The sequence below is a fragment of the Duncaniella sp. C9 genome, assembly GCF_004803935.1.
Taxonomy (GTDB): domain Bacteria; phylum Bacteroidota; class Bacteroidia; order Bacteroidales; family Muribaculaceae; genus Duncaniella; species Duncaniella muris.
Genome location: NZ_CP039547.1, coordinates 872,371 through 886,579 on the forward strand (window position 1 = coordinate 872,371; position 14,209 = coordinate 886,579).

Genomic DNA, 14,209 nt, shown 5'->3' on the forward strand with positions numbered 1-14,209 from the left:
CTTAGAGGGGGTAATAACTCTTGTTATGAAACACCCTCTTAGCGGATGAAATACATGCAGATGCTGAGTATCACACAACTGTAGACTCCGGCCAGGATGTCATCGGCCATGATGCCCCAGCCACCGGGAAGTTCTTCCATCTTGCGGACTCCAAGGGGCTTTACTATGTCGAAGAATCTGAACAGGATGAGCGAGGCGATGGTCCACATCCAGAACCATCCGTCAGTCAGCGCGTCAGGTCTGACGGCATAGACTGAGAGCGGAATCATGGCCAGCCACTGGCCTACGGTCTCGTCCATGACCACACGCGAGGGGTCGGGGCCCCAGTACTGTTCGGCTATTCCAGCAGACCAGACGCCGAGCGCGGTGAAGACGGCGATGAGTCCGAGGGTGATAAGTACAGTGCCCGCGAAGTGCCCGGTCAGAACGAGCGGAAGCCAGAGAATCAGCCCTACTACAGCTCCGGCGGTTCCGGGGCCATAGGGCCAGTAGCCGGCACCGAACGATGTGGCTATGAAGCGCGGCAGGAAGGGGAAGGAATTGTTCTGTGTCATTTCCGTGCTGTTTTTTTTGCGTTGTGTTTTTTGATTTCAGAGAGGATGGCGCGGGCTATCACAGCCGAGGCTTCGGCGCGGCAGGGAGCGAAGCTCGGCCAGTCATTGAAGTCGATGATCGTAAACGAGCCGTCGGGGAGTATGATGGCATCGCCTCCGAATATCTTGATATCGAGGGCTTCTGCCGCGCGGGTGCAGACCTCTTTGAGCTTGTCGTGGTCAAACTGCGGCTTGCCTTCGTCGGTTCCGCGGGCCTCGCGTGAGCCGTAGTGGAAGAAGCAGTGGAACCAGGTGGTGCCGTAGACGCCGTAGAACTTCAGCAGCTCGCCTTCTATGTGGCGGTTGATGACGGCGCGCTTGATGCCGCGGAGGAAGTATTCCTGCACCACCTCCTGGGCTTCTTCGGTGTGGCGCACGTAGGTCACGTCTTCCTTGTGCATGGTGTGGTAGTCGCCCCTCTTGATCCAGGCCTTGGTCATGCCTGCCTCCTTCATGCGTTCGGTCACCACCTCGTTAGTGTTGACTATCAGGCTGTCAGGAGTGGGTATGTTGCTGCCTATGAGTATGCGGGTGAGGCGTTCGCGGGTGCAGTTCTCTATGCCGTAGCCGGAGTTGATCACCAGCGCCCCCTCGTCTTCCTTCTTCTGGAGTATGGGGAACGAGCGGTGGTGACGGCACATGCTGATGATGACATCTTCGGTCACCTGTCCGGCAATGAGCTGTTCTTCGCTGTAGATTTTCACCTCGCAGCCGCGTTTGCGGAGTTGTTCGGCAGTGAGGTTGAGTATCGCGGCGTCGTTACCAATGTGGTTTGGCGAGTAGGCGCCGGCTCTCATAATTCCGGCTATCTTTATGTCAGCCATTATAGTTGAGCGTTAGTTATGATTGGTTTTCCTTTGAGAGAAAAATTTCGGCCTCGCGCAGGTCTGAGCTGTGGTCGGCGTCTATTATTTTCGAAAAAGGCCATGCCTTCAGGCGCATTCCGGCGGCCACGAGCGAGCGCTGGTAGTCGCGCATACGGGTTTTTCCGGCGGCCGCGCAGTCGTCGAGCAGTCCGAAGGCTTCCGGGCGCAGGGCGTAGATGCCGCCTGATATGTAGCGGGTGTCCGGGAGCGGATGGTCGAGAAATCCGGTGATGTCGTTCTCCGGTTCGGTGGCCACATAGAGCGGTTTCTCATCAGCCACGTATGATGTCACGGCCATATATCCGTCGGCTTCCGGATCGGCCTCGAAGCGGGCAATGAATTCCCGGAATTCTTCGGGGCGGAAGATGCTGTCGACTGTAAGCAGGCAGAAGGGGCGGGTGCGGTCCATAGAGCGGGCCAGTTCCCTGAAACTTTCCATTGATCCGGCGGTGCTTCTGACGGTCAGGCGCAGTTGCGGAGCGGAGTCTGTCTGGCGCGAGCGCAGATAGTCGGCCACTTCGGGCATCTCTTCGTTGACTATTATATATATTGTACGCGCGCCCGCGAGAGAGAGCACATCGATCAGCCTCCCGATCATAGGCCTGCCGCCCAGACGCACCAAGGGCTTCGGAAGGTCCTGTCCTTCCGATTTCAGGCGTGATCCCTGTCCGGCGGCTATGATGGCGAAGTCCATTGCTGATCGGTATGTGTGTGGTGCTGTGTGACTGGTGACTGGCTGGTATTGACCGGGGTTGCGGGGCGGCTCTTATCCGCGTTCGGCTGGCAGACGGTCGCTGCCCTTGTCGAAGTTCTGCTTGCGCAGGGGGTTGGCTGTTGCCTCTGCCTCGCGGCGGCGGTTGCGGTAGATGTCTATGGCGGTATAGATGGCCTCGCGCATCGACTGCTCGTCGGCCTTGCCCTGGCCGGCTATGTCATAGGCGGTGCCGTGGTCAGGAGAAGTGCGCACATAGGGGAGTCCGGCGGTGAAGTTCACGCCGTTTTCCGCAGCGAGGAGTTTGAAGGGTATGAGTCCCTGGTCGTGATACATGGCCAGGATGCCGTCAAACTTGGTGTAGGCGCCGCTTCCGAAAAATCCGTCGGCCGGATAGGGGCCGAAAGCAAGGATCTTGCGCTTGTTTGCTTCGGCTATTGCCGGGGCTATGATTTCGGTCTCTTCCGAGCCGATCACTCCGGCGTCACCGGCATGGGGGTTGAGGGCAAGCACTGCTATGCGCGGGCCGTGGATGCCGAAGTCTTCTGTGAGCGAGCGGTTGAACGCCGCGAGTTTGTCGCTGACGTTCTTGGCGGTGATTCCGGCGGCTACTGTGGCGATGCTGTCGTGGATGGTCACGAGGGCCACACGCAGGTTGCCGCCACACATTATCATCATGGCTTCGCGTCCTTCGCCCAGGCGTTTCTGCAGATATTCGGTGTGGCCGGGGAAGTTGAATGCCTCGCTGTGGATGGTCTGCTTGTTGATGGGGGCGGTCACCAGCACATCGATCAGTCCGTCGCGCAGGTCGGCGGTAGCGCGTTCGAGTGCGGCGAGGGCTGCCTGTCCTGCTGTCTGTGTGGCCTGTCCGGGCTCCACCTTGCAGTCTTCGGGCACCACGTTGATGAGGTTGATCTGCTCGTCGGCGGCTTTGTCGGGGCTGTCGATCTGGAAGAGTCTGAAGTCGGGGAGCTCGATGCCTTTGCGGTAGAAGTTGGCTATTTTTGCCGAGCCGTAGATCACCGGGGTGCAGAGTTCGGCTATGCGGATGTCGCCCAATGCTTTGAGCAGCACCTCATAGCCCACGCCGTTGATGTCACCGTGAGTGATCCCGACACGAATTTTTCTATTTTGTTCCATTTTTTTTGATCAGTGCATAGTGTGATAGAGAGGGCAGACGTGCAACCGTCGGCTGCACACCGGTCTCAATTAATTGGTAAAGTTACTAAAAAAGTCCTATAGGGTCTTTCGGATGTCTGTGGTTTAACATTTGTTAATGTCGTGCTTTCCCTCTTCGCCACGGCGTATATCGGTCACTCCGTTAGCATTCTGGATCAGCCTCGATGTTAATGAGGATTAAAAAGCGACCGTCAGGATGATAATTTATGTAATTTTTCGCATCAAGTTGCAGAGCTAAGTCGGTCACAATTAAGGATTTCATGAACAATGAAGTCTTTATGGACTGCCTGGCTAAACAGGGCATAGAGGTGATTGACCGTAAAGATAACAATGGATATACTTACGAGTATATAGGTGTTTATTCGCTTGATAATTTCTATAAAACAACTCCTTCGGTCTGTGACCGCGATATGACTCTTGCCTGCCGTGACTATCTTGACCGGATCGGTATTAGAAATGATCCGGATGCCGATGCATTGGGATGCACAGCGAGTGGTAAAACGTAAGTGATATTCCCTCGTCACAAAGCCGATCCGCAAGGCGTGACGGTAAATCGATGTCCTCAGCCGGACATCAACAAAACTTGAAAACATCGTACCCCCGACACCTGCGCGCTGTGCGCTGCGGTGTCGGGGGCTACTATTAAATCGGTGTCCTGCCGGACACCCGCTATCCTCTACGCCCTGCGAGATCACGCCCTGCGGACACCCGCTATCCGCGTGCCGTGGGGGATCTGCCCTGCCGGACACCCGCTATCCGCGCGACATGTGTGGGGTGGGTTCTGATCTGTCATTTAGATTGTCCGCGAGGCTTTTCTTCATGTATTTGCGGGTGAATAGGGGGAGATTAATGGCGAATTGTAAGTTTTTTAAATGTTTTTAACATGGTTGGTGGATAGAGTTAATATTATAAAACTTATCTTTGCGAATGTTCAGAAACCTAGTGCATACGTATTGACCTACGGTCAGTTATCACCGCTATTTCACGAAATTAGCCCAAAGAAACTCACTCTTATCACACTAACAATTCGAAAAAAGTATGAGAAAAACTTTACTAACCCTGGTTGCTGTATTGCTCAGTTTTTCGGCCTATGGAGCTGACATATTCGAAAACTGGGAAGAAAAATCAAGCTTCGGTCCTGCGACAAACGGCGGAACAAGTGCCGTAAAAGGCAAAAGCCCTTTGACTGACATTGAATATTCATTCGTGAGAGCCTGCAAATCGGTTCCCGGTCAGGCTGCCATACCAGCATTTCTCAGTATTGCAAACAGAGCCGGTGCTTATGTAGAATTCGCACTCCCGATCAACTGCAAGGAAATCAAGATCAAGACTACTTCTAATATCGCTTCTACCTGCAAAATCAATGTTCTTGCAGGGGGGACTACAATTGAATCGGCATATGCCGTTGGCGAGGCTGACAAGGAATATTCAATTGCCATTCCTGAAGAATACCGCAAGGCTGGTACTCTCTATCGCATTGCCCGTAATGCCGGGAACAATCTTTTTGCCGGCTTCACCTATATTGAAGATGCCGCTGAGGAACCGCAGGGTATTACTCTGCCTTACAGCCTGACATTCGACGAACCTGAAAAGGTGGAAGGCTATACTTCTGTATGCCCCTATGATCGTCCGAAGTTCGCCTACATCGCCAAGGGTGCATCTCCCGTATATTCAGGTTTCAACTGCGTGGCTTCAAAGAACCTCTTCTCAAGCAACGATATTGAATATAAAGACTCATGGTTTATCTCACCGGCCATCAAGCTTGAAGCCGGCAAGAAGTACATCGTGAAATATACCGTAGGTGTGACTAATCAGGAAAGAGCAGCCTTAGGTATTTTCTATGGTACAGAAGCGACTGCCGAGGCCATGACCGGCACAGCTCTTGAAGTTACCCATTACAGAGGCAATGGCCTGCTTGAAGGTCAGCTCTTCACAGTTTCAGGCACTATCGCACCTGAAGCCACCGGCGCATACAACATCGGATTCTATGACAATACCGATAAATATTGCAGCGCCAGGACTATCCTGACCGATATCTCTGTGACCGAGGCCGCTTCAGGCAAAATGCCAGGCGAACCTGCCGACTTCACCGCTGTTGCTGACAAAGACGGCGCTCTCTCTGTGGCTCTCTCGGCCAAGGCTCCGACTGTCGATGCAGAAGGCAACACCCTGAACGAGCTTACCGCTCTCGAATTCCTCCGCGAAACCACCGTGATCAAGACTATTGAAAACCCGACTCCCGGCAAAACATATACTTATACAGACAATGAGGCAGTTCACGGCAACAGCACCTACGGTGTGCGCGCTGTCAACTCTGCAGGTAACTCAAACGTTGTTTCGCAGGAGGTGAAGGCAGGTCTTGAAATTCCTAATCCTCCCACCGATGTCGCCGCCCATCAGTCAGTTGCCGGCAGCATCAAAGTTACATGGCACCGCCCCGAATCAGGCATCTTCGGCACCGGTTTCGGCAATCTTTCTCTGATCAAGACCAAAGTTGAGGTCTATGACGGTGATACCCTGATCAACACTTTTGAGGATCTGAGTGGCGAAGATGCTGATCTTGAGATCAATGACGGCACAGCCGATCAGAAGTTCTACAGTCTTAAGGTCTATGCCGTGACCTCAGGCGGCCCGTCACTTCCGGTTGAAGTCAATGCGGTTCCCGTTGGCAAGCCCGTCGCTCTTCCCTACAGCGAAGATTTTGCCGGCGCTGTCCCTGCTCAGCTACTCTATGCCAACAATAATGAGAACTATACCGCTTCATGGAGCTTCATGGATGGATATGCTTTCTTCACAGGTCGGTCATATGGTTCTCTTGCAAGCCTTTACAGCGGCCTGATCTCTATCCCTGCCGAATCAAAGAAGGTTGCTCTGACTCTTGAATATTCAAACGATGCCCGCAGCTATACCGGTTCTGTCCTGTCCGTTTTGGTCAATGCCGACGGCGAATGGGTTGAGCTCAAGAGCGAAGAAGCTCCGAAGGAATACACTCTGATGAGTGTTGATCTTTCTGAGTATGCAGGCAAGGATATCCAGTATGCTCTGCGCGGCAAGGGTGGTCAGTATTCTTACTACATCGACGTGAAGAATATCAAGATCGCCGATGAAGAAGAAAGCGGTATTGATTCTATCATCGCTGACGAGGCCGAAGGTGAGGCTGTCTACTATGATCTCATGGGCCGTCGCGTGGCTAATCCTTCAGCCGGCAAGATATATATCAAGGTTCTCAACGGCAAGGCATTCCGTGTTCTTGTGAAGTAATTGACAGATCGTCAAAACATATAAGCCTCTCCGAGGCATCATCATCCCGCATCCCCTCCGGGTCGGTAAATCCGTGTCCTTGCGGACACGACAATTTGGATGTATGACTTTACCCCCCCCTACACCGTAGCGCACAGCGCGTAGGTGTAGGGGGCTACTATTAAATCGGTGTCCTGCGGACACCCGATATCCCCTGTGCCGTGCGGGATAACGCCCTGCGGACACCTGCTATCCGCGTGCCGTGAGGGATCATGCCATGCGGGATTCCGGATGGTGATGTCCGACAGGACATCGGTTTACTCGTAGCCCGTGACACCGCAGCGCACAGCGCGCAGGTGTCACGGGTTCGTGATTACCCCGTCATGTGATGTCCGACAGGACATCGGTTTACCATCACGCAGTGGTTAGATTCTCTCCGGGTCGGTGCTAATAGCGCCGGTTGTAATCGTTGTAGTTATTGTTGCCAAACTGACGGCGCGAGGCAGAGTTCATGAACGGATCGTCGAAGAATTCATCTTCTTCCTCTTCCTCTTCTTCGCGATCATCGTTCTCGCCACGCTTGCGTTTGGGCTTGTTCTTCTTGATTTCCTGCGGCTTCTGCATGTCAATGGGCAGCTCATAGATGTTCCACGACTGCTCTATGCCCCAGTTCTTCTTCAGGGTGATCTTTTTGGGGTAGTAGTAGACCTCCTCCGGCTGGATCGAGTCGAGAAGGCCGTTGGTATATATACCGTTAGAGTCGGAGTCGATGAAGAGTCGGGCGTAGTAGGTGCCGGGAGTCAGATATTCGATGCGGCCGAAGGAGCCTTTGACCAGGGCTGACGCCACGACCTTGTCAGAGGCATCGAGCACCTCGACCACTGCGGGTCGTCCTTCAAGCCCTTCGATGTTGAAATTGAGCGTGGAATATTCCTCAAGTTTCTTGGCATTGAATTCATGGACCAGCGGAGGATTCGTCAGACCGTAGATGTCATAGATCGCCGCCGAGTCGATGGTCAGCTTGTAGTGTCCGCCAGGTTCCCACTCGTAGGGCGCAATGAATTTGAGACTGTTGTGCTCCCCGATAGCGCGCATCACGGGAGCTGTGCGGGTGTACCACACGGAGTCGATCATCTCTTCAAGGTGAAAGGCAGTGGTGTCTACCGAGGCCACCGGAGTTGCAGACTGGAAGACCAGGGGCAGGTTGAGATCCTGCGATGTTGGACTGCTGACTTTGAAACTGATAGGCGGCGGTGGCGGCGGGATGGTGTCGGCCGCATCGAGCGAGTCAAGATCCACACCCTGACGTGCCAGTTCACGCCGGTGGTCTTCACGCAGCTTGGCAAGCTCTTTGGCCTCTTCCTGAGCCCGTTTGCGGCGCATGCGGGCATTTTTTGTGACCATGCGCAGAGTGTCGGTGGTCCATGAAAGCTGATCGAGAGTATCGGTGCGGATATAGCGTGCCTCAATCATAAGAGTGTCAAGAGCCACGAGTGATGTATCGGTGATCCAGTAGCGCAGAGTGTCAAGCGTGGGCGATGCCTGGAGCACTGACCATTTTTCGCTTTCCTCGCCGGCACGACTGGTGTTGAGCAGTTTCAGGATAGGGAGGGTGTCGGCTTTGGTAGAGAACTCAAAGTCGAGATTGTTTGGTTCGGGGCGCTCGTTCTTGCGGAGATATTGCGAGACGTAGCCCTCGTTGAACCATGTCAGGAGTATGTCGTCAGGCAGAAAGCGGGTGCCCGGATAGGTCACTATGGAGTCCTCGCCGGCCATGTTGACAAGAGTGTCGGTAAACTGCGCGGCCTCGGTCTCAGGCGAGATTGTCACGTCGAAAAAGGCTACGTCTTCCGAGCGGTCCCAGTGATAGTCGCGGTTCACGTCGTTGACGGCATAGATGCGGTAGGTTCCGGCCTTCATGTTGCGCAGAGTGAACTGGCCGAGTTGATTGGTCTTGGTGATGCGCTCGAAAGGGAGGGTGGAGACAGCCGTGTCTGAAAGATTCGAGTAGACACCCACCAGCATACCCTGTGCGGGCTCCAGTGTGCGGGCCTCGAAGACCATTCCCGAAACGCGCAGAGTGTCAATCGTGTCGCCCGTAGCGAAATCAAGAGCGAAACCGTCGAGCACATTGCTCTCGTTCAGATCCTTGATGGCATCGGCAAAGTCGATGGTATATGTGGTGTTTGGCACGAGGCTGTCGCGGAGCTCCACGGTTACACGCCGGCCGTTTGCCGTCACCACTGGAGTGGTGCGCTGGGCGGGAGAGACCACCACCTTGTTCATAGGGTCGTCAATCGACACATTTTCATCAAAGTCGACGGTGATCTTGCTTCCGTCAAACCTCAGCTGTCCGGGCTTCGGGTTTGACCTGACATAGACAGGGGGAGTCTCATCGCGCGGACCGCCTTCGGGGTGTCCGATGCTCGCGCAGGCGGCAAAAAAGGCCGTGGCGACTATTATGAAAAGCAGCCTCAGGGCTGATGTAGAGCGCATAGTCAGTTTATTCAGGTGTTTTAAAATGCAAAATTATGAAATTTCCACAACATAAAGTTTTCCCGCGCGTTAAATTATTATTAATCCACCTAAAGCAAGCATCACTCATGGCATCACCACTGATCATAAACATAGTCGGCTATGCAGCCGCCATCTGCATGATCTGCGGCTATCTCCCGCAGGCCATCTACACCATCCGCACCCGCGACACCGACGGTATCGCCCTCCCAACCTTCCTCCTGCTTGGGTTCGGAAGCATCTTTTTCGTGATCCAGGGCATCTTGCTCTTCAACTGGCCGCTGATGATCACGAACACCATCACCACCGTTTCGTCGGCCATCGTGTTTGCCATCAAGATCCACAACGACCGCATGAAAAAGAGAAAATAGCACGCCGCTGAAAAGAGCGTCCGGGCCACCTTTTCGTTACAAATTTATCCCTGATTTACCCCTGAGAGCATTTCGAAACATCCTCGGAAGAAAATCTGCTTAGATTTTCAAGAAAAATTCGTAACTTTGCGTCAAATTTTTCCGCCAGGAACCATGAAACAGAAATGCTACCAGGGGATGACTTTCCGTCCCTACATCAACAACTCCCAGATTCAATCACGAGTTCAGGAACTGGCAGCCGCCATCAAGACCGACTGCGCAGGAGTCACACCTCTGTTCATCTGTGTGCTCAACGGAGCCGCGCCGTTTGCGATCGACCTCTTCCGCGCATGCGAAGACATCGACGCAGAACTTACTTTCATGCGCTTCAAGAGCTATGAAGGAACCGGTTCGACCGGCGACGTCAAGCAGATCATGGGGCTGAGCGAGAATCTCGAAGGGCGCCACATAGTGCTGATCGAAGACATCATCGACACCGGCAACACAATGGTAAGCCTACTTGCCGAGCTGCGCAGACACAAGCCTGCCTCGATCCGCATCGCGACCCTGCTTTTCAAGCCTGAAGCTCTTGAGCATCCCGAACTCCACGCCGACTACGTAGGATTCGAGATTCCCAAAAAATTCATCATCGGCTACGGCCTCGATATCGACGGCCTGGCCCGCAATCTTCAGGATATCTATATACTTGACGAATAGCCGGCCGGACATCTCCGGCAGTCTGCCCTCTCTTCCCGGCCGGGACGGCAAGGGCGGACTTCAACCAATATATTTTTAAGGATAAAGAATGTTTAATCTTGTGATTTTCGGTGCACCCGGCAGCGGCAAGGGCACCCAAAGCGAAAAGCTCATCGACCGTTACGGTCTGACTCACATTTCAACCGGCGACGTCCTGCGCAAGGAAATCGCCGCAGGTTCAGAACTCGGCAAGATCGCCGACAGTTACATTTCAAAAGGCCAGCTCATCCCTGATGACCTCATGGTCGATATACTCGCGTCAGAGTTCGACCGCCTGCGTCCGGAGTCAAAAGGCTTCATCTTCGACGGTTTCCCCCGCACAATCCCCCAGGCCGAGGCCCTCAAGAAGATGCTCGAAGATCGCGGCGAGGAAGTGCATTCGGTAATCGGTCTCGAAGTGGCCGACGAGGAGCTCATGGAGCGCCTGATCAAGCGCGGAGCCGAAAGCGGCCGTTCGGATGACAACCCCGAAACCATCGGAAACCGTCTGAAAGTCTATCACTCGACCACCTCGCCCCTGCGCGACTACTATACCGCCGAAGGCACCTACCGCGCCATCCAGGGTTCAGGCCGTGTCGACGAGATCTTCTCACGCATCACCGAGGCCATCGAAAGTCAGGCTGTGCTCAACTGAGCGCTCTCTGCCCCCGGTCTCCACAAACCATAAACTCTCCCCCCAAACCGGACCAGAATCATATCACCGATGCCAGAATCAAAGCCTGTAGGTTCAATGACCTATGCCGAGAGCCTCAGCGAGCTCGAAGCCATACTCCGCACCATGCAGAGCGACAGCTGCGACATTGACCGCCTTGCGGCCTACACCCGTCGCGCCACCGAGTTGCTGAAAGCCTGCCGTTCACGCCTCACCGCAACCGAGGAGGAACTGCAGGCCATACTCTCCACTCTCGAAAACCAGTCAAACCAATAACACAGATATTTCTAATGAAATTATTACCCCTGACAGCAGTTGCCATGACCATGACATTTGCTACAGTCTCGTGCAACCATCGTGCCTCCGAGCATCTGGCCAGCCTCAACGTGGCCTATCTTGACACCACAGTGGCTCCCGGCGCAGACTTCTACACTTATGTAAACAAGGGCTGGATGGAAGCTCATCCGCTCACTGCCGAACACGCCCGCTACGGCCAGTTCGACATTCTCAACGACTCTTCAGAGAACCGCGTAAAGGAACTCATAGCCAATCTCGGCACAACAAACCCCGAACCCGGTACCGTGGCCCACAAGGTCTGGACCATCTACTCGCAGGCTATGGACACCGCCCGCCGCAACCGCGAGGGCGCAACTCCCATCCTCGCCGACCTCAAGAAAATCGAGGAAACTCCGCATGAAGGGATGGAAGACCTCTTCCTCTGGATGCACGGAAACTACGCAAGCCCCTTCTTCGGAGCCGGTCCGATGGAAGATCTCGCCAACTCGCAGGTCTACGCCATGTATCTCTCCAACGGAGGCATGGGTCTGGGCGACCGCGATTATTATCTGCTTGACGACGAGCGCAACACCGCTGTCCGCAACGCCTACAGGAAACTAATCGCAACCCAGATGCAGAATGCAGGCTATGCGGCAGCCGACGCCGCCCGCATCACCGACAACGTGATGAAGATCGAGACCGCCCTCGCACAGAAGACCCTCACCCGCGAGGAAAGCCGCGATATCCCCCGCATGTACAATCCCCGCACCTTCGCCCAGGTCAAGGAAGTGTATCCCAACGTAAACTGGGACCGTTTCTTCATCGAGACAATGGGCATCAAGTCGCCCGACACCCTGATTGTCACAGAGCCTGAATATCTGGCTCAGGCCGACAAGCTCATGGGCTCGCTCTCCGACCGCGAGATCAAGGACTACTATCTCTGGAAATACGTAAGCCAGGCCGCTTCGAAACTCAGCGACAACTTCACCCAGGCCAGCTTCGAGTTCTCGAAGGTGATGAGCGGTGTGCAGGAGCTCCGTCCGCTCTGGAAACGCGCCATCGATGCCACTGAAGGCGCTCTCGGCGAAGCTGTAGGCGAACTCTATGTTGCGAAATACTTCCCCCAGTCGTCCAAAGACTATATGCTCGGCCTTGTAGAGAATCTCCGCGTGGCCCTCGGCAAGCACATCGACAACCTCGACTGGATGAGCGACACCACCAAGGCCCGTGCCCATGAGAAACTTGACGCTTTCACCGTCAAGATCGGATATCCCGACAAGTGGAAAGACTATTCAACAATGAAGATCGATCCCGAACTGAGCTACTATGAGAACATGCACAACGTGGGCATGTGGCATCAGGCCGAAACTTATGCCAAATGGGGCAAGCCGGTTGACCGCACCGAGTGGGGCATGACTCCTCAGACTGTCAACGCCTACTACAATCCGCTGGCCAACGAGATCGTCTTCCCCGCAGCTATCCTCCAGGCTCCTTTCTTCGATCCGAACGCTTCAGACGCTGAAAACTACGGTGGTATCGGTGTGGTAATCGGCCACGAGATGACTCACGGTTTCGATGACCAGGGGCGCAACTTCGACGCCAACGGCAACATGACCGACTGGTGGACTCCCGAAGACGCTGCCAGGTTCACTGACAAGACCAAGGCTCTGATCGCTCAGTTTGACGAAGTTGAGGTGCTCCCCGGCGTTCACGCCAACGGCCGCTACACTCTGGGCGAAAACATCGCTGACCAGGGTGGCCTGCGCATAGCCATGACCGCTTTCCTTGACGCTCAGGAGAAGAAGGGAGTCGACATCAAGTCGCCCGAAGCAAAGATCGACGGCTTTGATCCCCTCCAGGTGTTCTACATGAACTACGCCAACCTCTGGGCCAACAACATCCGTGACGAGGAGATCCGTTCGCTCACAACCGGCGACGTCCACTCACTCGGCTGCAACCGCGTCAACGTCACTCTCCGCAACATCGCACCCTTCTTCGAAGCATTCTCAATCACCGAAGGCCAGCCCATGTTCCGCCCCGAAGCCGAACGAGTGATCATCTGGTAAACCCCGAAGATTCATTCCATACCTTACAATATAATTAAGGTGTAAGATATATCCTTCTATTGACGGCGAGAGCCTGCTGCCCTGATTCCGGCAGCAGGCTCTCGCTTATTCATTCATACTGGTCAAGGGCTTCGCGCAGGGCCGTCGTCACCATTACACGCAGTTCGGGCGGTTCCACAACCTTTATGTCAGGCCCGTGTGACAGAAGTTCCTGCACAAGGTCGGGCGTGAGGCGCAGGCGGTAGTGGAAAAGCGAGTAGTCGTCATGGATCTCCTCCTGCTGGGAAGTGTGGAGAGGAAGCGCGCGCAGATATTTGGCCTGGCGGGTCGAGGTGCGGATCACAACTTCGTGCGGCTCGGCCTGCGTGAAGACTATGCCGAATGAGTCTTTGACAAAGCTCTCGGCATCGAAGGCCGGATCGACCGTATAGGTTTCGGCATCGACCTTGACATCTTCCATACGGTCGAGGGCGTAGGTCTTGACCACTCCGTCGCGCACGTTGAGCCCGGTGACATACCACCGCTGGCGGAATATCTTCAGAAAGTATGGTTCGACAACCACATCGCGCGTAGGGTTGACTCGTGTGTAGGGCCTGTAGGTGAACCGTACCGGATGCCTCTCACGCAAGGCCGAGATGACCTGCGAGAGGTAGAGCCGGGCCGAGGGCACGTCTTCAAGGAAAATGCTGTCTGAGATGTCGCTCACGTTGGAGAGAACATTGCTCATGGCCGCCGAGTTGAGCAGCCAGTCGGTGACGCTTTCCTGATGAGAGTCGCCGGAGTCGATATAATACTCATAGGTGGCTGAATTACATTCGATATTGATGTTGAAAAGCTCTTCGATGGCATTGCGGTAGTTGTAGAAAGTGCGGCGCGGAAGCGCGGCGCCATCGGAGTAGGGCGACTGCATCCAGAGTTCGTTGAGCTTTTCACGGGTTATGGCACCATAGCGTCGTATGGTGTCAATGATCCATATGTAGCGGGCAAGAAGGTTGCGTGACATAA

13 protein-coding genes are annotated in these 14,209 nt (G+C 54.5%); 7 read left to right on the forward strand and 6 right to left on the reverse strand.

The window, feature by feature from the left end; genetic code table 11:
* Window positions 1-38: 38 nt before the first annotated feature.
* The 4 genes from E7745_RS03600 to pdxA all read right to left on the reverse strand — a co-directional run bounded on the left by E7745_RS03600 (window position 39) and on the right by pdxA (window position 3,311).
* A complete protein-coding gene (locus E7745_RS03600; RefSeq protein WP_124075670.1) occupies window positions 39-554 on the reverse strand; it encodes a phosphatidylglycerophosphatase A in 516 nt (171 codons plus the stop codon).
* Window positions 551-1,417 (reverse strand): hypothetical protein, encoded by an 867-nt coding sequence (locus E7745_RS03605; RefSeq protein WP_124075669.1) that lies wholly within the window; start codon window positions 1,415-1,417, stop codon window positions 551-553. Before E7745_RS03605 ends, E7745_RS03600 begins: the two co-directional genes overlap by 4 nt.
* A 16-nt stretch (window positions 1,418-1,433) precedes the next feature.
* Window positions 1,434-2,153: an NDP-sugar synthase gene (locus E7745_RS03610; RefSeq protein ID WP_107031068.1), complete on the reverse strand. Its 720-nt coding sequence runs from the start codon at window positions 2,151-2,153 to the stop codon at window positions 1,434-1,436.
* Between the two features lie 72 nt (window positions 2,154-2,225).
* Window positions 2,226-3,311: a 4-hydroxythreonine-4-phosphate dehydrogenase PdxA gene (pdxA, locus tag E7745_RS03615; RefSeq protein ID WP_124075668.1), complete on the reverse strand. Its 1,086-nt coding sequence runs from the start codon at window positions 3,309-3,311 to the stop codon at window positions 2,226-2,228.
* Window positions 3,312-3,610: 299 nt separating this feature from the next.
* Between pdxA and E7745_RS03620 the strand changes: the two genes are divergently transcribed.
* Both E7745_RS03620 and E7745_RS03625 read left to right on the forward strand, forming a co-directional pair.
* On the forward strand, window positions 3,611-3,856 hold the full coding sequence (locus E7745_RS03620; protein WP_107031070.1) for a hypothetical protein: 246 nt from the start codon (window positions 3,611-3,613) through the stop codon (window positions 3,854-3,856).
* A 532-nt stretch (window positions 3,857-4,388) separates the two neighbouring features.
* The gene (locus E7745_RS03625) at window positions 4,389-6,611 is read left to right on the forward strand and encodes a hypothetical protein (protein WP_124075667.1); all 2,223 of its coding nucleotides are present in this window, start codon (window positions 4,389-4,391) and stop codon (window positions 6,609-6,611) included.
* Window positions 6,612-7,037: 426 nt separating this feature from the next.
* Here E7745_RS03625 and E7745_RS03630 read toward each other — a convergent pair whose 3' ends face one another.
* The gene (locus tag E7745_RS03630; RefSeq protein ID WP_123398982.1) at window positions 7,038-9,086 is read right to left on the reverse strand and encodes an Ig-like domain-containing domain; all 2,049 of its coding nucleotides are present in this window, start codon (window positions 9,084-9,086) and stop codon (window positions 7,038-7,040) included.
* Window positions 9,087-9,193: 107 nt separating this feature from the next.
* Here E7745_RS03630 and E7745_RS03635 point away from each other — a divergent pair, with 107 nt between their 5' ends.
* The 5 genes from E7745_RS03635 (at window position 9,194) to E7745_RS03655 (ending at window position 13,204) form a co-directional block, all read left to right on the forward strand.
* Window positions 9,194-9,475, forward strand: a complete 282-nt coding sequence (locus E7745_RS03635; protein ID WP_168181989.1) for a SemiSWEET family sugar transporter — start codon at window positions 9,194-9,196, stop codon at window positions 9,473-9,475.
* Window positions 9,476-9,628: 153 nt separating this feature from the next.
* Window positions 9,629-10,171: a hypoxanthine phosphoribosyltransferase gene (hpt, locus tag E7745_RS03640; protein WP_107031074.1), complete on the forward strand. Its 543-nt coding sequence runs from the start codon at window positions 9,629-9,631 to the stop codon at window positions 10,169-10,171.
* Window positions 10,172-10,259: 88 nt separating this feature from the next.
* Window positions 10,260-10,844: an adenylate kinase gene (locus E7745_RS03645; RefSeq protein ID WP_123398984.1), complete on the forward strand. Its 585-nt coding sequence runs from the start codon at window positions 10,260-10,262 to the stop codon at window positions 10,842-10,844.
* Between the two features lie 69 nt (window positions 10,845-10,913).
* Window positions 10,914-11,138, forward strand: coding sequence for an exodeoxyribonuclease VII small subunit (xseB, locus tag E7745_RS03650; protein WP_107031076.1), 225 nt, complete (start codon window positions 10,914-10,916; stop codon window positions 11,136-11,138).
* A 14-nt stretch (window positions 11,139-11,152) separates the two neighbouring features.
* Complete coding sequence (locus E7745_RS03655) at window positions 11,153-13,204, forward strand: M13 family metallopeptidase (protein WP_136408317.1); 2,052 nt, start codon at window positions 11,153-11,155, stop codon at window positions 13,202-13,204.
* A 109-nt stretch (window positions 13,205-13,313) separates the two neighbouring features.
* On the opposite strand, the gene E7745_RS03660 is transcribed toward E7745_RS03655, so the two are convergent.
* On the reverse strand, window positions 13,314-14,207 hold the full coding sequence (locus E7745_RS03660) for a WYL domain-containing protein (protein ID WP_107031078.1): 894 nt from the start codon (window positions 14,205-14,207) through the stop codon (window positions 13,314-13,316).
* Window positions 14,208-14,209: the final 2 nt, after the last annotated feature.

Excerpts from the sequence above, each read along its gene's own strand:
- E7745_RS03600 (WP_124075670.1), bottom strand. The coding sequence starts at position 554 with ATGACACAGAACAATTCCTTCCCCTTCCTGCCGCGCTTCATAGCCACA.
- E7745_RS03605 (WP_124075669.1), bottom strand. The coding sequence starts at position 1,417 with ATGGCTGACATAAAGATAGCCGGAATTATGAGAGCCGGCGCCTACTCG.
- E7745_RS03610 (WP_107031068.1), bottom strand. The coding sequence starts at position 2,153 with ATGGACTTCGCCATCATAGCCGCCGGACAGGGATCACGCCTGAAATCG.
- pdxA (WP_124075668.1), bottom strand. The coding sequence starts at position 3,311 with ATGGAACAAAATAGAAAAATTCGTGTCGGGATCACTCACGGTGACATC.
- E7745_RS03620 (WP_107031070.1), top strand. The coding sequence starts at position 3,611 with ATGAACAATGAAGTCTTTATGGACTGCCTGGCTAAACAGGGCATAGAG.
- E7745_RS03625 (WP_124075667.1), top strand. The coding sequence starts at position 4,389 with ATGAGAAAAACTTTACTAACCCTGGTTGCTGTATTGCTCAGTTTTTCG.
- E7745_RS03630 (WP_123398982.1), bottom strand. The coding sequence starts at position 9,086 with ATGCGCTCTACATCAGCCCTGAGGCTGCTTTTCATAATAGTCGCCACG.
- E7745_RS03635 (WP_168181989.1), top strand. The coding sequence starts at position 9,194 with ATGGCATCACCACTGATCATAAACATAGTCGGCTATGCAGCCGCCATC.
- hpt (WP_107031074.1), top strand. The coding sequence starts at position 9,629 with ATGAAACAGAAATGCTACCAGGGGATGACTTTCCGTCCCTACATCAAC.
- E7745_RS03645 (WP_123398984.1), top strand. The coding sequence starts at position 10,260 with ATGTTTAATCTTGTGATTTTCGGTGCACCCGGCAGCGGCAAGGGCACC.
- xseB (WP_107031076.1), top strand. The coding sequence starts at position 10,914 with ATGCCAGAATCAAAGCCTGTAGGTTCAATGACCTATGCCGAGAGCCTC.
- E7745_RS03655 (WP_136408317.1), top strand. The coding sequence starts at position 11,153 with ATGAAATTATTACCCCTGACAGCAGTTGCCATGACCATGACATTTGCT.
- E7745_RS03660 (WP_107031078.1), bottom strand. The coding sequence starts at position 14,207 with ATGTCACGCAACCTTCTTGCCCGCTACATATGGATCATTGACACCATA.